The following is a 20,399-nucleotide window of genomic DNA, read 5'->3' on the forward strand; positions in this document are numbered from 1 at the left end:
CCGCGACCAATGCGCCCCGCTCGCCAGCGGGGGAAATTTACGTAACGGTACCAGAGATTTGATGCATGCAATGTAGGCGGTTGATAGGTAGCGAAACCGCTGCGGTCATGCTATTTCTGGGTGCATGAGCTACTACGCACGCGCGCAACGCCCGACCGCAGACTCATCCCAGGACGGCAGCGCCGGAAGCCAGGCGGCCGGCGGCGTCCAGGTTCGTATTCTTCTCACCCAGATGGCGCAGGCTTTCGTGCTTCAGTCCGGTCTCGCCGGGCGGATCACCTGGCTGACCGAGCATGCCAGCGGCTTCCACAGCGCCATCCAGCAGGGCGACCGGGTGGGCCTGTCGGATTCTTCGCGGCATGATCTGATCGTGCTGCGCCGCCGCGTGCTGCTGGACCCGGCGGTGCTCGAAATCACGCTGGACATGCCGCCCACCAGCCGCATCTGAAGCGCAGTCCGGAAGGGCAGCCGGGAAAAGCCGTTTGGACATGAAAAAAGCCGGGTCGAAGCCCGGCTTTTGTTTTGTCGTGGACGCTGCTGATCAGCGACGACGGAAGTTCTGCTGGCGCCGGGCGCCGGGCGGCGGCGCGCTGCCTTCCGCCTTGTGGCGGAAATTGATCCGGCCGCGATCGAGATCGTAGGGGGACATTTCCACCACGACGCGATCGCCCTCGATGGTGCGGATGCGGTTCTTCTTCATCTTGCCGGCCGCATAGGCCAGAATCTGATGATCATTGTCGAGCCGCACGCGGAAGTTGCCGTCAGGCAGCACTTCCGTCACCGTTCCTTCGAACTCCAGCAGTTCTTCTTTCGCCATATAGCTTGCTCCAGCTTCCCCAAATATCAGCGAGCCGGGCGCCGTGCCGGCCCCGTCTTGTCGCTGCGAACGGACGAAGCCGTCCGCATGAAACCAACCGCGCCCATCTCCGAGCCCTGCGAGCGCTGCCCGTTCTGGCTGCGCCCGTTGCGCTCGTGACGGGACGCTTCATTGCGCACACCACCACCCGCCGCCGGACGACCCTCAGGCTTGCGGTTGCCTTCCGGCTTCCGGTTCTCCTGATGCTGGCCGGAGGCCGAGCGCTGACGCGGCGCCTGCGAACGCTCACCATGCGAACGCTCGCCGTGGGGGCGCTCCGAGCGCTCCCCCTGCTGACGCTCGCCCTGATGGCGCTCACCATGGCGCTCACCACGGGGACGGTCGCCCCGGTTGCGCTCGCCATTTGAACGCTCACCATGCGAACGCTCGCCGCGCGGCCGGTCGCCCTGCGGGCGGCTGCCGCGACGCTGCTCACCATCGGCCGCCACCGGAAGCGGCGTGCCGGTCGGGGCCTGCCGGGCCTCGCCGCGCCGATCCGTCGTCGGGAGCGACATGCGGATCAGCTTCTCGATGGACCGCAGGTATGCGCGCTCTTCACCGTCGCACAGCGAGATGGCGATGCCTTCCCGCCCAGCGCGAGCCGTACGGCCGATCCGATGGACATAGGATTCGGGCACGTTCGGCAGATCGTAATTTACCACATGGCTCACGCCGGTGACATCGATGCCGCGAGCGGCGATGTCGGTGGCCACCAGCGTGCGCAGGGTGCCTTCGCGGAAGGCCGCGAGCACGCGGTCGCGCTGGTTCTGGGACTTGTTGCCATGGATCGCCTCGGCGGCGAGGCCGTTGCGGGCCAGCACCTGCACCACCTTGTCCGCGCCATGCTTGGTGCGGGTGAAGACGAGGGTGCGGTCGATCTCCTCCGTGCGCAGGATCTCGGCGAGGATCTGGGCCTTGTTGCCCTTCTCCACGAAGATCACACGCTGGTCCACGCGATCCGCCGTCTTGGCGACGGGGGTCACGGCAACCGTCACCGGATTGCGCAGCATGGAGCCCGCGAGATCGGCGATGGCGCTCGGCATGGTGGCCGAGAAGAACAGGCTGTGGCGCTTGGGCGGCAGCTTGCGCACAACGGCGCGGATGGAATGGACGAAGCCCATGTCCAGCATCTGGTCGGCTTCGTCGAGAACGAAGACTTCCACCTGATCGAGACGGACCGCGTGGTTGTCCACGAGGTCGATCAGGCGTCCGGGCGTGGCGACCAGCACATCGACGCCGCGATGGAGGGCGCGGATCTGGCGGCCCATGGGCACGCCGCCGATGGCCAGCGTCGTGGACAGGCGAATGTGACGGCCGAACTTGTCGAAATTGTCGAGGATCTGGCCGGACAGTTCGCGGGTCGGCGAGAGCACCAGAACGCGAACGCTCTTGGGCTGGACGGGACGCGGGTTACGGGCCAGATGGTCAAGGATGGGAAGCGCGAAGGCGGCTGTCTTGCCGGTGCCGGTCTGGGCGATGCCGATCAGATCCTTGCCGCCGAGAACGGCGGGAATGGCCTGGGCCTGAATGGGGGTCGGAGTGATGTGCTTCTCTTCAGTGAGGGCACGGACGATAGGCTCGGCGAGGCCGAGTTCGTGGAAAGAGGTCAAGCTCTGTCTTTCATGGGCGAAAGCCGGCCGCGCCGCACATTGGGGCACGCACGCGCTGTCGCGGGGGTCTTTGACACCCCGCGTGGCCTGGGCTGTCGCAATCATTCGGATGAAATCGGGCCGAAGCCGTTCGAGCGTACCAGAAATGATCCGGGCGATCTCGGAGGGCGGTTTCCGCTACGCGGCCCGAGAGCGACCCGAGATGGACCTTTCACAGGCACCTTGATCGCTACGAGCTGCCATATGGCCCAGATCCATGTTCTTTTCAAGGCTGTTGCTGCTGCGCTGCGACATTAGGAGAAAATCGCGCTGCTCATCACCTCAACATTCCGCTAGGAGAGGTATCCTCACTTGATTTGCGCCGCGCTCGCACAGAGATAGGGCTGCGGAGGTGGCATGTTCGATTTCAATTCTATCGTCTCGCCGGTGCTGGCTTTTGTGGAACAGCACCAGCAATGGGCCGCTCCTATCGTTTTCGCGCTCGCCTTCGGGGAATCGCTGGCCGTCCTCTCGATCTTCATTCCCGCCACCGTGCTTCTGCTTGGCATCGGCGCGCTGATCGAGGCGAGCGGGCTCAGCTTCTGGCCCATCTGGATGGCGGCAAGCCTGGGCGCCATCCTCGGCGACACCGTCTCCTACATCATCGGCTATTATTTCAAGGACGGCGTCAAGCGCATGTGGCCGCTGTCCCGGCACCCCGAGATGGTGGCGCAGGCGGAATCCTTCTTCGCCCGCTATGGCGTGTGGGGTGTCGCCGTGGGCCGCTTCTTCGGGCCCGCGCGGGCGGTGGTGCCGCTGCTGGCCGGCATTCTCGCCATGCGGCAGATCCCGTTCCAGATCGCCAATATCGGCAGCGCCTTCGCATGGTCCTTCGCCATGCTGGCACCCGGTGCGGCAGCGCTGAAACTGCTGGATCATCTGCCCAACTCCTCCGAGGGCTGGCTGCGCATGCTGGGATTGTGAAGGAACACGTCCTTTCCGGCCGGGGTTGCCCGTTTAACCCCGGAGGAAAGGCATGATGTTCAAAGTCCACTCCCTGTTCGCCTGCGGGTTGCTCGCGGGCGCTCTCGCCGCGCCCCTGCCCGCCTCGGCCCAGACCGGCAACAGCCAGCGACCGCCCGATGCGCCCGGCCCCACCGTGCCCGGCCCGCGGCCGGGGGAAAACCTCAGCGACCAGCTGCGCCGTAACGACGGTGTCATCCCGCCGGCACAGAATCTCGATCCGGAAATCCGCAAGACGCCGACGGATACGGGCACCACGCCGGTGATCCCGCCGCCCGGCACGCCAGGTGGGGATAACAGCCTCCAACCGAAATAGAACGGTTCCACTCTAGCTTGGGAGCGATGGTGCGCGGCACAGAAAGCTGTATATGACGGGATATAACGATGGAGGTCTCCATGTCCCGTCTCGCCACTGCTCTCAGCCGTTTCGATGCCCGCTTTCATGGCCGCCGCGCCCTGCTCTCGATGGCCCTCGCCGCCGTGGTCGGCGCGGCCGTGCCGACCTTCGCCCGCGCCCAGGAAGCGGTGACGGTGTTTGCGGCGGCCAGCATGACCAACGCCATCCAGGACATCTCGAAGGCCTATACCGAGAAGACCAAGGTGCCGGTCCGCACCTCGTTCGCCGCCTCCTCCGATCTCGCCAAGCAGATCCAGTCCGGCGCGCCGGCCAATGTGTTCATCTCCGCCGACACGCGCTGGATGGACTTCATGGAGAAGAACGATCTGGTCGTGAAGGACACCCGCGTCGAGCCCATCGGCAACTCGCTGGTGGTGATCGTTCCCTCCACCAAGCCCACCAAGATCACCATCAATTCGTCCTTCGACTTCGAGACCCTGCTCGGCAAGGACGGCAAGCTCGTCACCGGCATTCCGGAGAGCGTGCCGGTGGGCGTCTACGCCAAGGCGGCGCTGACCAAGCTCGGCCTGTGGGACAAGGTGCGTCCGCACGTGGTGGGCGCCGAGAGCGTGCGCGCCGCGCTGGCTCTGGTGGAGCGCGGCGAGGCCGCCGCCGGCATCGTCTATGCGACCGACGCCGCCGTGGCCAAGAACGTGACGGTCGCCGGCACCTTCCCGGCCGACAGCCATGATCCTGTGGTCTATCCCTTCGCCATCGTGAAGGGGCAGGACACCCCGGCCGCCAAGGCCTTCTTCGAATACCTGCTGAGCCCCGAGGCGAAGGCGGTCTACGCGAAGTACGGCTTCACCACCAAGTGAGGTTCTGAACGGTTTCCTTGCGCCGGCAGTCTTCTGCCGGCGTAAGGTCATGTGGTCTCAGGTCATCGAGGAATCCCGCCGTCATGCTGACACCGGAGGAATGGACCGCCGTAAGGCTCAGCCTGCAGGTGGCATTCTGGGCCACTGTCTGGAGTTTGCCGCCCGGCATCCTCGTCGCCTTCATCCTCTCGCGCCTGCATTTCCCCGGGCGCGGCCTGTTCGACGGGCTGATCCACCTGCCGCTGGTGCTGCCGCGCGTGGTGGTGGGCTATCTGCTGCTGCTGCTGCTCGGCGCGCGCGGCACCTTCGGCTTCTATCTGAACGAATGGTTCGGCATCCGCCTGATCTTCTCCACCGCCGGCGCCACGGTCGCCGCCGCCGTGGTGTCCTTTCCGCTCACGGTGAACGCCATCCGCCTGTCGCTGGACGCGGTGGACAAGGGCCTCGAGACCGCCGCCCGCACGCTCGGCGCCTCCCGGCTCGATGTCTTCTTCAGCATCACCCTGCCGCTCATGCTGCCCGGCATCCTCTCTGGCACGCTCATTTCGCTGGCCTCGGCGCTGGGCGAGTTCGGCGCCACCATCACCTTCGTCTCCAACGTGGAAGGCGTGACGCGCACCATTCCGCTCGCCATCTACAGCGCCACCAGCATGCCGGACGGCGACGACATCGCGCTCCGGCTCACCATCGTGTCCATCGTGCTCGCGCTCGGCGCCCTGCTGCTGGCCGAGTTTGCCGATCGCCGCATCCGCGTGGTTCTGGGGCGCATATGATCGAGATCGACGTCGCCCTCACCCGCTCGACCAGCTTCAAGCTGGAGGCGCGCTTCACCGCGCCGGATCGTGGCGTCACCGCGCTGTTCGGCCGCTCGGGCGCCGGCAAGAGCACCATCATTTACATGGTGGCCGGCACCGTGCGGCCTGACCGGGGCCGCATCCAGATCGGCGATGCCGTCTTCTTCGACGCCGCCACCCGCACCGAATTGCCCATGGAGCAGCGCCGCGTCGGCTATGTGTTCCAGGATTCGCGTCTGTTTCCGCACATGAAGGTGGAAACCAACCTGCGCTATGGCGAGCGGCGGGCGAAAGAGAAGCGCATCAGCTTCGACGCCGTGGTGGGCATGCTGGGCATCGGCCACCTGTTGAGCCGCCGCCCGCACACCTTGTCCGGCGGCGAGCGCCAGCGCGTCGCCATCGGCCGCGCGCTCCTGGCCCAGCCGCGCCTGCTGCTCATGGACGAGCCGCTGGCGGCGCTGGACGAGCAGCGCAAGGCGGAAATCCTGCCCTATCTGGAGCGGCTGCGGGACGAGCTGAAGCTGCCCATCCTCTATGTCAGCCATTCGCTGGAAGAGGTGCTGCGCCTCTCCGACATGATCGTGGCCATGGCCGATGGCGGCGTGGTGGCGGCGGGGTCGGTGTCGCAGGTGATGTCGCGCCCCGAGATGCTGCCCATCGTCGGGCGCTTCGATCTCGGCACCATCCTCGACTGCACGGTGAAGGCGCACGATCCGGACTTCGCCTTGTCCACCCTCGCCTTCGCCGATGGCGAATTGCGGGTGCCGCTGGTGGACCTGCCGCTCGGCACCCCCGCCCGCGCCCGCATTCGCTCGCGCGACGTGGCCCTGTCCTTGTCCCGGCCCATGGATGTGTCCGTGACCAACCGCCTCGCCGGCACGGTGGCCGATATCCGCCGCGAGGAAGGCCCCTATGCCGATGTGGGCGTGGACCTCGGCCATGCGGTGCTGCGTTCGCTCGTCACCAAGGAGAGCGTGGCGCGTCTCGCGCTGGAGCCGGGCATGCCCGTCTGGGTGATGATCAAGGCGGTGGCGGTCGATTCGCGCTCGCCGCTGTTCGACGCCCCCGCCCCCGGCGCGACGCTACCCGAACCCGCTAACCCACCTAAGGTCAGCCCGCCTCAGACGCCTTCGCTGCGTCTTGTCGGGGCTGATACGCCTTCGCGAGGGAACGGGTAAGTTCCGCCACCGCGCCTTCGGTGGCCTTGGCGCTCTGCCGCTCCATGGCGCGGTAGAGCGCGATCAGGCGATGGCCGAAGGGGGTGATGTCCGTGCCGCTGCCCCGCCGGCCGGGATGGGTGAGGATCACCCGCTCCTCGAACATGCGGTCCAGCTCGTCCATGAGCAGCCACGCCCGGCGATAGCTCATGCCGATGGCCTTGGCCGCCGAGAGAATGGAGCCGTGGGTGCCCACCGCCTCCAGCAGCATGATCTTGCCCGGCCCGAGCTTGCGGCCATCGGCGAAATCAAGGCGGAGGAAGGTGCGGGCGGCGGGGGTGTCGGTCACGGCATGTCCTTAGAGTGTTTCATTGTTTCATGGAAACACTGAAACACTCCAACCTATTGATAGAGAATGTTTTTCGGCTTGGATTGCGGAGCAAACCAAGTCGAACATGCTCTAGGCGGCCATGGAGCGGACCGGCGGGCGATCATAGCCTCAAGTGGAGCCGCCGCAGAACCCCAAAGGCGCCGCCCCTCCCCGCTGCTCAGTGGCAGGTCCCGCAGAGCGGCGCCCGCGCACAGCGCGTCAGATAACGCACGCATTGCTGCTCGCGGTCGTAACCCAGCAGCGTGCCGAGCATGAAATCCTCTTCCGGCGTGAGCTGGCAAAGGGGTTTCGTGACAATGCTGCGGGTGGTGTCCACGAAAGCGGCGCGGCCGAAGAACAGGTTGACCTTCACCGAATTCACTTCCTGCACGAAGTGGTCGATCTCGGTCTCCTCCAGCCGCGTCAGGATGTTCGGCAGTTCCTGCGCGCCCATGGTCATGAGAAACAGGCAGCGCACGCCCCGCCTGTACTCATAGATGTTGTGGTTGAAAATGCGGAGCGTGACGGTCTCGTCTAGACCAGCTTGGCCAGCCATTCCGTCACCCGCTTCTCGGTCTTGGAGGACTGGGTGTCGGGGTCGATCGCCAGACCGACGAACTGGCCGTCCCGCTCGGCGGCGGAGCCGGTGTAGCTGTAGCCGGAGGTGTCGGTGAAGCCGACCACCTCGCCGCCCTGCTCCACGGCCATGTCATAGAGGATGCCCATGGCGTCCACGAAGCTGTCCGGATAGGTCTCCTGATCGCCGGTGCCGAAGAGCGCGATCTTCTTGCCGGAGAGATTGGCGGACTTCATGGTGTCCACATTGGCTTCCCAATCGGTCTGGAGATCACCGGCGCCATAGGTGGGCGAGCCGAGGATGAGCAGGTCGCAGCTCTCGAAGTCGGACACCTTGGCGTCCTTGATGTCGATGGCCTTGCCCGACGCCTTCTTGGCGATGCGGGAGGCGAGGCCCTTGGTCGCGCCGCCATCCGAGCCATAGATCACATTGATAATCATGGGTCCGTCTTCCGTCTGGCCTCAAATCGGGAACGCCGCGCCATGCCGGCGTCGGACGGCCCTGCTCATCAGCGGGGCAGGACGAAAATTGAGGCAGCGAAAGTGCGGTCACAACATAGGGGTTTTACGTATTGGCGCAGTTATAAATGAGAATGATTCAATGGAGTATAAATACGACGCAGATGTCAGCTTTCCGACAATAGCTTGCATACGAATGACAATCGGAAAGACGGCAATTATTTTCTGAATACTGAAAGTCGATAGCCATAGCTCCGGCACTGCGAACCACCGGCACATGACAGGCGCTCGCCCGCCGGCCCGCGACCCACAACTGTTAATTGCGGGGATGGAGCAGCCAGGCCCCTCAAGTTACAGCACATCTTGCCCACCGCCGGATGTGAAAAACCCGCCGCCCCTTTCGGAGCGGCGGGCCTGGAAAGCGTCCGTTCGAAACGAACTCAGTTCTTGGTCTTGTCGACCAGCGCCTTGGCCTTGATCCACGGCATCATGTCACGCAGCTTCTCACCGACCTCTTCGATCTGGTGGGCGTTGTGGCGGGCGCGGGTGGCCTTGAACGAAGCCTGATTGACCTTGTTCTCCAGCATCCAGTCGCGGGTGAACTTGCCGGACTGGATGTCGTTCAGCACGCGCTTCATCTCGGCCTTGGTCTCGGGCGTGATGATGCGGGGGCCGGTCACGTACTCGCCATACTCCGCGGTGTTGGAGATGGAGTAGTTCATGTTGGCAATGCCGCCCTCATAGATGAGGTCGACGATCAGCTTCACTTCGTGCAGGCACTCGAAATAGGCCATCTCGGGCGCGTAGCCGGCTTCCACCAGCGTCTCGAAGCCGGCGCGGATCAGCTCCACGAGGCCGCCGCAGAGGACGACCTGCTCGCCGAACAGATCGGTCTCGCACTCTTCCTTGAAGGTGGTCTCGATGATGCCGGCGCGGCCGCCGCCATTGGCCGAGGCGTAGGACAGGCCGAGGTCATGGGCGTTGCCCGAGGCGTCCTGCGCGATGGCGATGAGGGTCGGCACGCCGCCGCCACGCTGATACTCCGAGCGCACGGTGTGGCCGGGGCCCTTGGGGGCGATCATGAGCACGTCGAGATCCTTGCGGGCCTCGATGAGGTTGAAGTGCACGTTCAGGCCGTGGGCGAACAGGAGGGCGGCGCCCTGCTTCATGTTCTCGTGCAGGCTGTCACGATAGATGTCGGCCTGGAGCTCGTCCGGGGTGAGCATCATCACCACGTCGCCCCACTTGGCGGCATCGGCGGGGGCCATGACCTTGAAGCCTTCGGCCTCGGCCTTCTTGGTGGTGGCGGAGCCGGGACGCAGGGCGACCACGATGTCCTTCACGCCGCTGTCGCGCAGGTTGAGCGCATGGGCATGGCCCTGGCTGCCGTAGCCGACAATGACAACCTTCTTGCCCTTGATCAGGTTCAGGTCGGCATCACGATCATAATAAACGCGCATGGACTTTCCTCTTTATTGAACGGTTGAAGGGGGTACGGGACGAACCCGGATCTCTTGGGCGCAGCCCGGCCGTCACATGGCCTCGGGGCCGCGGGAAATGGCGACGGTGCCGGTGCGCGACACCTCGACGAGCCCGAGCGGCTGCATCAGCAGCGCGAACTGGTCGATCTTGTCGGACTTGCCGGTGATCTCGAACACGAAGCTCTCGGTGGTGGCGTCGATGACGCGGGCGCGGAACGCCTCGCCCAGCCGCAGCGCCTCGCTGCGCGCCTCGCCGGTGCCGCGCACCTTCACCATGGCCAGCTCACGCTCCAGCGAGATGGCTTCCACGGTGAGGTCGCGCACCCGGTGCACCGGCACCAGCCGATCGAGCTGATTGCGGATCTGCTCGATCACCATGGGCGTGCCGGTGGTGACGATGGTGATGCGGGAGAGATGTCCCTCCTGGCTCACCTCGGACACGGTGAGGCTGTCGATATTGTAGCCACGGCCGGAAAACAGGCCGATCACGCGGGCCAGCACGCCCGGCTCGTTGTCCACGAGGACGGACAGGGTGTGGCGTTCAGTCTTTTCTTGCGCGAGGGACATGAAAGGGTCTCTGCGGGAAACGGAGGGAAAGGCGCTCGGAGGCAGGTGGCGGCCAGCCGCGCTGAAGCGGCCGGCCTTTTGGCGTCACACCGGCATCGTCACACCAGCATCTTGCCTTCGTCGGAGATGGCGGCGTCGAGATCGATCGCCATGTCGCCGAGGATCATCTCGTTATGGGCGCGGCCCGACGGGATCATGGGGAAGCAGTTTTCCTGCTGGTCCACGATGCAATCGAAGATCACCGGACGCTTGACGTTGATCATCTCCTGGATGGCCGCATCGAGGTCGCCCGGCTTTTCGCAGCGGATGCCCACGCCGCCATAGGCCTCCGACAGCTTCACGAAGTCCGGCAGGGCCTCGGAATAGGAGTGCGAATAGCGCCCGCCATGCAGCAGTTCCTGCCACTGGCGCACCATGCCCATGTAGCGGTTGTTCAGGATGAACACCTTCACCGGCAGGTTGAACTGGATGGCGGTGGCCATCTCCTGAATGTTCATCTGGATGGAGGCTTCGCCCGCGATGTCGATGCACAGAGCGTCCGGATGGGCGATCTGCGCGCCGATGGCGGCGGGCAGACCGTAGCCCATGGTGCCGAGGCCGCCGGAGGTCATCCAGCGGTTCGGCTCCTCGAAGCGGAAGAACTGCGCCGCCCACATCTGGTGCTGGCCGACCTCGGTGGAGATGTAGACGTCGCGATCCTTGGTGGCCGCATACAGGCGTTCGATGGCCTGCTGCGGCTTGATGACATCCGCCACCTGCCGGTAGGCCAGCGAATTGCGCGCCCGCCAGCGGCCGATCTGCGCCCACCAGGCATCCAGCGCGTCCCGGTCGATGTGCCGGTCCTGCGACTTCCACGTGGTGATCAGGGCTTCCAGCACCTTGGTGCAGTCGCCGATGATGGGCAGGTCCACCTTGACGTTCTTGTTGATGGACGAGGGGTCGATGTCGATGTGGATCTTCTTCGAGCCGGGCGAGAAGGCGTCCAGCCGCCCGGTGATGCGGTCGTCGAAGCGCGCGCCGATGCAGACCATGACGTCGCAGTCATGCATGGTCATGTTGGCTTCGTAGGTGCCGTGCATGCCCAGCATGCCAAGCCACTGGCTGTTCGCCGCGGGGAAGGCGCCGAGACCCATCAGCGTGGAGGTGACGGGAACGCCGGTGAGGCGCGCCAGCTCACGCAGGGCACGGCTCGCCGCCGGGCCGGAATTGATGACGCCGCCGCCGGTATAGAAGATCGGCCGCTTGGCGGCAGAGATCATCTCCACGGCCTGCTGGATCTTGTCGTTGTCGCCCACCAGCTTCGGCTTGTAGGTCTTGTGCTCGATATTCTCGCGGCCGACGTAGGTGCCCTTGGCGAACTGCACGTCCTTCGGAATATCGACGACAACCGGACCCGGCCGGCCGTTCTGGGCCACGTAGAAGGCCTCGTGCAGGATGCGCGCGAGGTCGTTGATGTCGCGGACCAGATAATTGTGCTTGGTGCAGGGCCGGGTGATGCCGACCGTGTCGCACTCCTGGAAGGCGTCGTTGCCGATGAGATGGGTGGCGACCTGACCGGAGATGCAGACCAGCGGGATCGAATCCATCAGCGCGTCGGCAAGGCCGGTGACGGCATTGGTGGCGCCGGGACCGGACGTGACCAGAACCACGCCCACCTTGCCGGAGGAACGGGCATAGCCTTCCGCCGAATGCAGCGCCGCCTGCTCGTGGCGCACCAGGATGTGCTCGATATGGTTCTGCTGGAACAGAGCGTCGTAGATCGGCAGCACGGCACCGCCCGGATAGCCGAACAGGTGGTCGACCCCCTGATCCTTGAGCGCCTGGATCACCATCTCGGCGCCGGTCATCTCCTTGCTCATCTCTCCACTCCTCTGCAGTCCCCGCGCCACTGGCGCCCCCGGCTGCTCAAATTTCCGAACTCAGGCGTTCCCGAACCGAACCTGTAGAAACGACGAAGGGGCCCCAAGGGCCCCTCGTCACGCGCCACCGATCCTCTGCGAAGCCGTCAGGCCGTCGCGGGGGTGGCGCGTCTGCGTACAAGGATAATGGTAACGATGTTGCGCATCGGCGCGGTCGCCCTTTCGAAAGTTGCGCGAACCTACCCACAGACGAAATCTCCGTCAAGGCGGGCTGTCACGCTTTTTTGCAGCCGGGGGGCACGAAAGGCCATCACTTCCTTCCGCCCCGATATTGCCCCAACAATCAGGTCTTTGTAAGAAAACCCATTCTCCGACCTAGCGGAAACAGGACATGCCCGGGATCACTCACTCGCCGCGCTTCAAGGGCTCGATCGCCTTCGGCCTCGCCCTCGCGCTTTGCACGGCCGGAACAGTGCCTGCGCTGGCCGATTGCCAGACGGACTTCATGGCCCTGCGCTCGGATATGGACGCCAAGGGCAAGCTCCTTCAGGCCGCAGGCAAGAACAAGAGCGGGCCGCAGGAGCTGTGCCCGCTGTTCCGCAGCTACACCACTGCGGAAGCGAAGGCGGCCCAGTATCTGAAAGAGAACAAGGACTGGTGCCAGATCCCCGAGGAGACCATCAAGGCCGCCCTCGCCAACAATGTGAAGACCGCCCAGCTGCGTGACCGCGTCTGTCAGGCCGCCGCCAGCGGCGCCGGCGCGGGTGGCGGCGGGCCGGCCAAGCCGCCGCCGCAGGGCAGCCTGTCGCAGGCGCTCGGCGTCACCACCGGCTATGTGCCCGGCGAGAGCAGCAACCGTGGCGGGGTGTTCGACACCCTCACGGGTAACGCTCTGTCCAAGTGAGGATACTGTGAGCGGTGATTTCAGGGAGGCGGGAGAGGGTCAGGCCCTCGCCGACCGCCCACCCTTCGTGACCGTTGCGGATGCCCCCGCCGGCAATTGGGTGGACCGCTATGCGCCCGCCCCCATCCGCCCCTATCTCCATCTGGCGCGCATGGATCGCCCCATCGGCAGCTGGCTGCTGCTGCTGCCCTGCTGGTGGTCCACGGCTCTGGCGGCGGGCGCGGCGCGCGCGCCCTATCCCGATCCGCGCCTGCTGATCCTGTTCGCCATCGGCGCCGTCGCCATGCGCGGGGCGGGCTGCACCTGGAACGACATCCTCGATCGCAAGATCGACCGCATGGTGGCCCGCACCCGTAGCCGGCCCATCGCCAGCGGCGCCATCAGCCTGCCGGCCGCCTTCGCCTTTCTGGCACTGCAACTGCTGATCGGCCTCGCCGTCCTGCTGTCGCTGCCGCGCTTCGCCGTCATCACCGGCCTCGCCTCCATGGGCGTGGTGGCTATCTATCCGCTGATGAAGCGCATCACCTCGGTGCCGCAGGCGGTGCTGGGCATCGCCTTCTCCTGGGGCGCGCTCATGGGCTGGGCCTGCGTGTTCCAGAGCATCGACGATCCGGCCCTGCTGCTGTTTGCCGGCGCGGTGTGCTGGGTGTTCGCCTACGACACCATCTATGCCCATCAGGACCGCGAGGACGACGCCATCGTCGGCGTACGCTCCACTGCCCTGCTGTTCGGTCAGGCGAGCTGGCTGGCGCTGGCGCTCTGCTACACCGCCACCACCGTCTTTTTCGGGCTGGCGCTGATGGGCGCGGGCGCGGGCGTGATCGCCTGGATCGGCCTCGGCGCCTTCGCCTACCACCTCTACGGGCAGGTGCGGCGGCTGGACATCGACGACGGGGCGCTCTGCCTTGCCATCTTCAAGTCCAACCGGGATGCGGGACTGATCCTCTTCGCGGGACTCAGCCTCGATGTGATCACCCAGCACCTCGGCGCGCTCTGGCTGCCCTGATTCCCATTCGGGCCCACCCCTGAACGGTACCCTGTTCGCCTCCGGGGGGAATCCTCTCGGAGGCTTGGCTTGCCTTGGTTCGCCGGGGCGCTTATGGCCTGCGCATGATTTCCCCGCCCTCCTCCGCCCGCACCATGCTCGACTCAGCCGAGGTGGCCGCGCGCCATCTCGCCGATGCGGTCAGCGCCGCAGGCGCGGTTGCGCTGGCCATGTTTCGCACGGGCGACGTGTCGTCCTGGTTCAAGAACAACAATTCGCCGGTCACTGAAGCCGACATCGCCGTGGATCGGTTCCTGCGCGAGCGGCTGATGACGCTGGCGCCGGACTATGGCTGGCTGTCCGAGGAAACCGCCGACAGCCCCGACCGCCTCTCGCGCATGCGCGTATGGGTAGTGGACCCCATCGACGGCACCCGCGCCTTCATGGCCGGCGGCGAGGACTGGACCGTTTCGGCCGCGCTGGTGGAGGCCGGACGCCCCATCGCCGCAGCCCTCTTCGCCCCGGTCACGGATGAACTTTTCGTGGCCTCCGCCGGTGGCGGTGCCCGGCGCAACGGCCAGCCCATCCAGGCAGGCACGCGGGCCGAGCTGGACGGGGCCGCGATCTCGGGTCCGGCGCAGATGGTGGACCATCTGGCGATGCGCGCCGGAATCTTGCGCCAGCCGAGGGTGCGCTCGCTGGCCCTGCGCATCACGCGGGTGGCGACCGCAGAGTTGGACGTGGCCCTCGCCACAGGTAATGCACATGACTGGGATATCGCCGCCGCGGACCTTCTGGTGCAGGAAGCCCACGGCTTTCTGACCGGGCTGGATGGCCGCCCTCTGACTTATAATGCTACGGTTCCCCGGCACGGAGTCCTTGTGTCGGCGGGCCGGGCGTTGCATGAGACTGCACTGTCCGCAGCGCGTGGGGACACCGGCAGCCAGCCCTGACGCCCCGCCGCTTCATCGTTGCATTCGCCTGTTCCGGGATCCGACGACATGACTGACCGTAAACAACTGCCCCACCTCGTTTTCGGCGGGGAGCTGAAGGAAATTGGCTCGACGGAGTTCAAGGACCTCAGCCAGCTCGACCTCGTCGGCATCTATCCCGATTACGCCACCGCGACCGCGGCCTGGAAGGCCAAGGCGCAGATGACCGTCGACAATGCGATGATGCGTTATTTCGTGGTGCATCTGCATCGCCTGCTGGACCCCGAGACCGACAAGCCGGTCGCCGGGCTCTGAGGACGGAACTTCCAGAACATGTGGCGTCGCATTCGGACCAACCGGGGCGTCCAGGTCGCCCTGGGCACGGCCTTCGCTTATTATTTCAAGGCCGTGGCCAGGACGACGAACTTCGTCGTGGAGCCGTCGGACATCTATGAGCGCATCGAGGACAATCTGCCGCTCATCATGACCTTCTGGCACGGGCAGCATTTCCTGACGCCCTTCGTCATGAAGCCCCACCACAAGGCCAAGGTGCTGATCTCCCGCCATGCGGACGCCGAGATCAACGCCATCGCGGCGGAGAAGCTCGGGGTCGGCACCATTCGCGGGTCCGGCGCCACGTCGCCGCGTGATTTTCATCGCAAGGGCGGCGTGTCCGCGACATATGCGATGATTGACACCCTCGAACAGGGGATCAATGTGGCGATGACGGCCGACGTGCCCAAGATCGCCCGTCACGTGGGCAAGGGCGTCATCGTCATCGCGCGCCATTCCGGCCGCCCCATCTTCCCGATCGCCATGGCAACCAGCAGACGCATCAAGCTGAAGAGTTGGGATCGCGCCGCCCTCAACCTGCCCTTCAGCAAGGGCGCGGCGGTGGTGGCCGAGCCTGTCTGGGTGCCCCGCGATCTCGACGACGCCGGCATGGAAGCCATGCGCCAGCTGGTGCAGCAGCGCCTTGAGGCCGCCACCGCCCGCGCCGAGGCGCTGGTGGGACGCGGGCAGGCCCCGGCCCTCGTCTATGGCAGCACCTCCGAGGCTGGCCGATGAGGGGGCGGCCGCTGCCGGTCCCCCTGCGGCTCTATCGCGGTGCTGCTTCCGCCGCGACCCTTCTGGCCCCGGCGTGGCTGCGCTACCGCATCTCCAAGGGCAAGGAAGACCCGGCCCGCATCGGCGAGCGCCGGGGCATCACCCGGCAGGAACGCCCCTTCGGCCCGCTGATCTGGGTGCATGGGGCGAGCGTGGGCGAGATCGTCTCGGTGCTGCCGCTGGTGGAGCGCATCGTCGGGCGCGGCTTCCACATCCTGCTCACCTCCGGCACGCTGACCTCCAGCCGGGTGGCCGCCCGCCGGGCGCCGCGCGGCGTCATCCACCAGTTCGTGCCGCTGGATGCGCCGAGCTTCGTGCGCCGCTTCCTCGGCCACTGGAAGCCGGATCTGGTGCTGCTGGCCGAATCCGAGCTGTGGCCGAATCTGATGACCGAGCTGGACCGGCGCGGCACCGCCGTGGTGATGGTGAACGGTCGCCTGTCGCAGCGCTCGGCCGAGCGCTGGGCTCGCCTGCCCCGCAGCGCCCGCGCCTTGCTCTCCCGCGTGGACCTGTGCCTCGCCCAGACCCCCGAGGATGGCGCCCGCTTCAAGGCGCTCGGCGCGCCGCGCGTGGAAGTGGCCGGCAATCTGAAATTCGACGTGCCTGCCCCGCCGGCCGATTCCAATCTGCTTGGCCGCCTGCAGGCGGTCATCGGCCATCGCCCGGTGCTGCTCGCCGCCTCCACCCATCCGGGCGAGGACGAGGTGGTGCTGGAGGCGCACCGGCACATCCGCACCCAGTTGCCGGACCTCATCACCCTCATCGCCCCGCGCCATCCCGAGCGTGGCAGCGACATCATGGCGCTCGCCGAGGGCGCGGGCCTTGCCGCCGCCCAGCGCAGCCACGGCCAGTTGCCCCATGGCGAGACCGAAATCTACGTGGCCGACACCATTGGCGAGCTGGGCCTGTTCTACCGCCTCGCGCCGGTGGCCTTCCTCGGCGGCTCGCTGGTGCGTCACGGCGGACAGAACCCCATCGAGCCGGCCAAGATCGGCAGCGTGGTGCTGCACGGCCCGCATGTATGGAATTTCGGCGCGGTCTATGCCCGCCTCGATGGCGATCAGGGTTCGGTGCAGGTTGGCGATGCCGAGGACATGGCCCGCGCCGCCCTCGACATCTTCCTCACACCCGGAACCCATGAGCGCATCGCGCATGCCGCATGGCATGCGGTCGAGGCCCTGAGCGGCGCGCTGGACCGGACGCTGGCGGCGGTGGAGCCCTATCTGCTCCAGATCCGGCTGGCCGGAAAATGATGGGGCGCGCGCCGGGCTTCTGGTCGCGGCCGGGCAGCCTTGCCGGACTTCTGCTGGCGCCCATCGGCTGGATCGTCGGCCAGATCACCCTCCGCCGCATGTCCGGCCCCTCGGCGAGCGTTCCGGTGCCGGTGATCTGCATCGGCAATCCCACCGTGGGCGGCGCCGGCAAGACTCCGACCACGCTTGCCCTCATCGCCCGCCTTCAGGTCCGTGGCGCCACGCCTTTCGCTTTGCTGCGCGGCCATGGCGGCAGCCTTGCCGGGCCTGTGCGCGTCGATCCGGCAACCCACGACGCCACGCAGGTGGGCGATGAATCCCTGCTGCTGGCGGCAGCGGCGCCCACCATCGTCTCCCGCGATCGGCTTGCCGGTGCGCGCCTCGCCGTCTCACAGGGCGCGACCCACATCCTCATGGATGACGGCTTCCAGAACCCGAGCCTGCGCAAGGACGTGAGCCTGCTGGTGATCGACGGCGCCGCCGGCATCGGCAACGGCCATGTGCTGCCGGCCGGCCCCCTGCGTGCGCCGCTGGTGCCGCAGCTCAAGGCCGCCGATGCGGTGCTGGTGGTGGGGCCGGGCGCGGCAGGCGCGACAGTTGCGCGCGCGGCGGAACGGCTGGGGAAAGGCGTCCTCTCCGGCAGCGTGCGGCCCGATCCGGCGGTCATCGCCGGGCTGGCGGGCGGTGCGGTGCTGGCCTTCGCAGGGATCGGCCGACCGGAAAAATTCGCCGCCAGCCTGACGGCTGCGGGAGTCACCGTGGCCGAACTGCGGGCCTTTCCGGACCACCATCCCTATGCGGAGGCCGAGATCGCGGAACTCGCCGCGCGCGCGGCCATCCAGGGTCTGCGGCTGGTGACGACCACCAAGGACATGGCACGCCTGCAAGGCACGCCCTTCGCGCGCCACCGGCACGCGATCACGGTGCTGCCCGTGGAGATGGATATGGAGCCCGCCGCTGTACTGGACGGGCTGATCGCGACGGCGGAGGCCCGGGCGACCGGACAGACCTGAGACCGGCTCATGCCACAGTAGATCGTCATGCCCGGACTTGATCCGGGCATCCACGTCCATCCGCTGGGAAAATCGACGGACATTTTGGCGAACGGTCGCCGCATGCCCCGTCTTCGCATCGTCCACTGTCGGCCCGACGTGGATGCCCGGATCAAGTCCGGGCATGACGATGCTTTGTTGCATCAATGGTGCTGCATGAATGGCGTGGCGGGCGAAGCAGAATGCCGCGCCGCTTCCGCAGGCAACACGTTCCCGGAAGGCTCAGCCTTCGCTCTTCGGCAGTTCCATCGTCCGCTTCAGCACGGCCTGCGGATCGGCATAGGCCTCCTGCAGGTCCACGCTCCAGTAGCGCAGTTCGTCGAGCGGGATCTGCTGGTCCGTGACCGCGCACCGCACGAAGCTGCCGGGGCGCAGGATGCGAAATTCGCCGTCGAGATAGCGGATTTCGGCCTCACCCTGAGGTTCCGGAAAACGTTCGAATCGATTCATCACGGCGCAACAGGACCTTGAAAGCGGGGACGGCCGGAGCCGCATTCGGCGCAAGATAATGCCTTTGCGTCCGCGCCGAAAGAGCAGGTCCGGCGCGCCGTCTTCAACTGTCGAACAGCGTGCCCTGCGAAGGCTTGGGCGTCCCGCCCCTGCCGGGCTTGGCCGCAGGCGCCCCGCCCGCCACCACACCGACGCGTCCGTCGGCGAACTCCAGCTCCAGCCGCGCCCCGCTCGCCACAGTCGCAGCCGCATGCACCGCCTGCCCCTCCGCATCGCGCACCAGCGCAAAGCCGCGCGCCAGCACGCCCTTGTAGGACAGGGCCCGCATGAGCTGATCCACCGCCCCGAGCCGCTGCCCCCGCGCCTTCAGATCCCCCGCCATGGCGCGGCCCAACCGCGCATCCAGCGTGGCGAGGCGCTCGCGTCGCAGCGCGATCTGCGCCTGCTGGGCGCGCAGATTGGTGGCCTGCGCCGTGCGCAGCCGGTCGGAGAAGACCGCCAGCCGATCCCCGCGCCGCTGCACCAGAGCCGTCAGCCCGCCGGTGAGACGGGTGCCGAGCCCCTGCGCCCGCTCGGCCAGGCGTTCCAACCGCACCCGCAGCGCGGCCGGCGAAAGCCGCGCACGGGCGGCCTCATACTGCATGCGATGGGCCACCGCATTGGCGCGTAGCGCGCGCGGCAGGCGGTCGGAGGCGGCATCCAGCCGCTGGCGCGGCGTCGCCAGCAGCGTATCGGCGGAAGGCAGATGCCGGGCGAGCGCCCGGAAATCCCCGCGCCGCCGCTCCAGCAGACGCAGGGGAGCAATGGCGAGGCGATCCCCGAGCCCATCCACGGCGGCGAGGAGATCGGCCCGCACCGGCACCACCATCTCGGCGGCGGCGGTGGGCGTGGGCGCCCGCACGTCGGAGGCAAAATCGATCAGGGTGACGTCGGTCTCGTGCCCCACGGCCGAGACCAGAGGGATCATGCTTTCCGCCGCCGCCCGCACCACGGCCTCGTCGGAGAAGCCCAGCAGGTCTTCCAGCGAGCCGCCGCCGCGCGCGACGATGAGCACGTCGGGTCGCGGGATCGGGCCGTTCTCCGGCAGCGCATTGAAGCCCCGGATGGCCTGCGCCACCTCGGCGGCGGAGGTTTCGCCCTGCACCCGCACCGGCCACACCAGCACCTGACGGGGAAAACGATCGCTCAGGCGATGCAGGATATCGCGGATCACAGCACCGGTGGGCGACGTCACCACGCCGATCACGTTCGGCAGATAGGGCAGCAGGCTTTTCCGCGCCGGATCGAACAGGCCCTCTGCGGCCAAGCGCCGCTTGCGCTCGTCCAGCATGGCCATGATGGCGCCGGCCCCGGCGAACTCCAGGCTCTCGATGACGATCTGGTAGCCCGACTTGCCCGGATAGGTGGTGAGCTTGCCGGTGGCCACCACCTCAAGCCCTTCCTCCGGTCGCAGGCGCAGGCGGGCGAAGGTGCCTTTCCAGATGATGGCGTCGAGCTTGGCGCCCTCGTCCTTCAGGCTGAAATAAGCGTGGCCCGAGGAATGGGGGCCGCGATATCCAGAGATTTCTCCGCGCACCCGAACGTGACCATAGGCATCCTCCACCGTCCGCCTGAGCGCGAACGACAGCTCGGTGACGCTCCATTCGGGCGCGTTGGCGCGGGTTTCATAAGGATCGCTCATGGGAATCACACGGCAGCTTGATGACGAGGCAGAAGCATAGCCGCTATCTCATATGCAGCGGGCGCAATGCCCAACCCCTTGTTCCCAAG

23 protein-coding genes are annotated in these 20,399 nt (G+C 66.7%); 13 read left to right on the plus strand and 10 right to left on the minus strand.

Annotation, left to right across the window (positions count from 1 at the left end; all coding sequences use genetic code 11):
- Positions 1-124 precede the first annotated feature (124 nt).
- The gene (locus IEW24_RS10135; protein WP_188578065.1) at positions 125-448 is read left to right on the plus strand and encodes a hypothetical protein; all 324 of its coding nucleotides are present in this window, start codon (positions 125-127) and stop codon (positions 446-448) included.
- 93 nt (positions 449-541) lie between these two features.
- Here IEW24_RS10135 and infA read toward each other — a convergent pair whose 3' ends face one another.
- Positions 542-817 carry a translation initiation factor IF-1 gene (infA, locus tag IEW24_RS10140; protein WP_188578066.1) on the minus strand — a complete coding sequence of 92 codons (276 nt, stop codon included), beginning with the start codon at positions 815-817 and terminating at the stop codon, positions 542-544.
- A gap of 26 nt (positions 818-843) precedes the next feature.
- Complete coding sequence (locus IEW24_RS10145; protein ID WP_188578068.1) at positions 844-2,466, minus strand: DEAD/DEAH box helicase; 1,623 nt, start codon at positions 2,464-2,466, stop codon at positions 844-846.
- Between the two features lie 396 nt (positions 2,467-2,862).
- On the opposite strand from IEW24_RS10145, the gene IEW24_RS10150 reads away from it, so the two are divergent.
- From IEW24_RS10150 to modC, 5 genes are all read left to right on the plus strand, one after another.
- Positions 2,863-3,429: a DedA family protein gene (locus IEW24_RS10150; RefSeq protein ID WP_188578072.1), complete on the plus strand. Its 567-nt coding sequence runs from the start codon at positions 2,863-2,865 to the stop codon at positions 3,427-3,429.
- A gap of 52 nt (positions 3,430-3,481) precedes the next feature.
- Positions 3,482-3,784 carry a hypothetical protein gene (locus tag IEW24_RS10155; RefSeq protein WP_188578074.1) on the plus strand — a complete coding sequence of 101 codons (303 nt, stop codon included), beginning with the start codon at positions 3,482-3,484 and terminating at the stop codon, positions 3,782-3,784.
- Between the two features lie 80 nt (positions 3,785-3,864).
- The gene (gene modA / locus IEW24_RS10160; RefSeq protein WP_244644289.1) at positions 3,865-4,683 is read left to right on the plus strand and encodes a molybdate ABC transporter substrate-binding protein; all 819 of its coding nucleotides are present in this window, start codon (positions 3,865-3,867) and stop codon (positions 4,681-4,683) included.
- A gap of 83 nt (positions 4,684-4,766) precedes the next feature.
- Positions 4,767-5,456, plus strand: a complete 690-nt coding sequence (gene modB, locus IEW24_RS10165; RefSeq protein WP_188578076.1) for a molybdate ABC transporter permease subunit — start codon at positions 4,767-4,769, stop codon at positions 5,454-5,456.
- Positions 5,453-6,655, plus strand: coding sequence for a molybdenum ABC transporter ATP-binding protein (gene modC / locus IEW24_RS10170; RefSeq protein WP_188578078.1), 1,203 nt, complete (start codon positions 5,453-5,455; stop codon positions 6,653-6,655). Before modB ends, modC begins: the two co-directional genes overlap by 4 nt.
- Here modC and IEW24_RS10175 read toward each other — a convergent pair.
- The 6 genes from IEW24_RS10175 to IEW24_RS10200 all read right to left on the minus strand — a co-directional run bounded on the left by IEW24_RS10175 (position 6,588) and on the right by IEW24_RS10200 (position 11,946).
- Positions 6,588-6,983, minus strand: a complete 396-nt coding sequence (locus tag IEW24_RS10175) for a winged helix-turn-helix domain-containing protein (RefSeq protein WP_244644291.1) — start codon at positions 6,981-6,983, stop codon at positions 6,588-6,590. The genes modC and IEW24_RS10175 overlap by 68 nt on opposite strands.
- Before the next feature lie 199 nt (positions 6,984-7,182).
- Entirely contained in the window at positions 7,183-7,560 is a 378-nt protein-coding gene (locus IEW24_RS10180; protein ID WP_188578080.1) for a DUF2023 family protein, read from the minus strand.
- Entirely contained in the window at positions 7,539-8,021 is a 483-nt protein-coding gene (gene fldA / locus IEW24_RS10185) for a flavodoxin FldA (RefSeq protein ID WP_188578083.1), read from the minus strand. Before fldA ends, IEW24_RS10180 begins: the two co-directional genes overlap by 22 nt.
- A 458-nt stretch (positions 8,022-8,479) precedes the next feature.
- Positions 8,480-9,499, minus strand: coding sequence for a ketol-acid reductoisomerase (gene ilvC, locus IEW24_RS10190; protein WP_188578085.1), 1,020 nt, complete (start codon positions 9,497-9,499; stop codon positions 8,480-8,482).
- Positions 9,500-9,571: 72 nt separating this feature from the next.
- A complete protein-coding gene (ilvN, locus tag IEW24_RS10195) occupies positions 9,572-10,087 on the minus strand; it encodes an acetolactate synthase small subunit (RefSeq protein WP_188578086.1) in 516 nt (171 codons plus the stop codon).
- A gap of 98 nt (positions 10,088-10,185) precedes the next feature.
- Positions 10,186-11,946: an acetolactate synthase 3 large subunit gene (locus IEW24_RS10200; protein ID WP_188578089.1), complete on the minus strand. Its 1,761-nt coding sequence runs from the start codon at positions 11,944-11,946 to the stop codon at positions 10,186-10,188.
- Positions 11,947-12,337: 391 nt separating this feature from the next.
- Here IEW24_RS10200 and IEW24_RS10205 point away from each other — a divergent pair, with 391 nt between their 5' ends.
- The 7 genes from IEW24_RS10205 to lpxK all read left to right on the plus strand — a co-directional run bounded on the left by IEW24_RS10205 (position 12,338) and on the right by lpxK (position 18,140).
- On the plus strand, positions 12,338-12,850 hold the full coding sequence (locus IEW24_RS10205) for a hypothetical protein (RefSeq protein WP_188578091.1): 513 nt from the start codon (positions 12,338-12,340) through the stop codon (positions 12,848-12,850).
- Positions 12,851-12,917: 67 nt separating this feature from the next.
- The gene (ubiA, locus tag IEW24_RS10210; RefSeq protein WP_244644327.1) at positions 12,918-13,856 is read left to right on the plus strand and encodes a 4-hydroxybenzoate octaprenyltransferase; all 939 of its coding nucleotides are present in this window, start codon (positions 12,918-12,920) and stop codon (positions 13,854-13,856) included.
- Between the two features lie 134 nt (positions 13,857-13,990).
- Complete coding sequence (locus IEW24_RS10215; RefSeq protein ID WP_188578821.1) at positions 13,991-14,788, plus strand: 3'(2'),5'-bisphosphate nucleotidase CysQ; 798 nt, start codon at positions 13,991-13,993, stop codon at positions 14,786-14,788.
- Positions 14,789-14,836: 48 nt separating this feature from the next.
- Positions 14,837-15,082, plus strand: a complete 246-nt coding sequence (locus IEW24_RS10220) for a DUF4170 domain-containing protein (RefSeq protein ID WP_188578098.1) — start codon at positions 14,837-14,839, stop codon at positions 15,080-15,082.
- A gap of 18 nt (positions 15,083-15,100) precedes the next feature.
- Entirely contained in the window at positions 15,101-15,835 is a 735-nt protein-coding gene (locus tag IEW24_RS10225) for a lysophospholipid acyltransferase family protein (protein WP_188578099.1), read from the plus strand.
- On the plus strand, positions 15,832-17,127 hold the full coding sequence (locus IEW24_RS10230) for a 3-deoxy-D-manno-octulosonic acid transferase (protein ID WP_188578101.1): 1,296 nt from the start codon (positions 15,832-15,834) through the stop codon (positions 17,125-17,127). Before IEW24_RS10225 ends, IEW24_RS10230 begins: the two co-directional genes overlap by 4 nt.
- On the plus strand, positions 17,124-18,140 hold the full coding sequence (gene lpxK / locus IEW24_RS10235) for a tetraacyldisaccharide 4'-kinase (RefSeq protein WP_188578103.1): 1,017 nt from the start codon (positions 17,124-17,126) through the stop codon (positions 18,138-18,140). The genes IEW24_RS10230 and lpxK overlap by 4 nt, the downstream gene beginning before the upstream one ends.
- A gap of 261 nt (positions 18,141-18,401) precedes the next feature.
- Here the strand turns inward: lpxK and IEW24_RS10240 are convergent, their stop codons facing one another.
- A complete protein-coding gene (locus IEW24_RS10240) occupies positions 18,402-18,629 on the minus strand; it encodes a DUF2093 domain-containing protein (protein ID WP_188578105.1) in 228 nt (75 codons plus the stop codon).
- Positions 18,630-18,732: 103 nt separating this feature from the next.
- Positions 18,733-20,310 (minus strand): exodeoxyribonuclease VII large subunit, encoded by a 1,578-nt coding sequence (gene xseA, locus IEW24_RS10245; RefSeq protein WP_188578107.1) that lies wholly within the window; start codon positions 20,308-20,310, stop codon positions 18,733-18,735.
- Between the last annotated feature and the right edge of the window lie 89 nt (positions 20,311-20,399).

Origin of the sequence: Azorhizobium oxalatiphilum (assembly GCF_014635325.1) — a bacterium.
GTDB lineage: Bacteria > Pseudomonadota > Alphaproteobacteria > Rhizobiales > Xanthobacteraceae > Azorhizobium > Azorhizobium oxalatiphilum.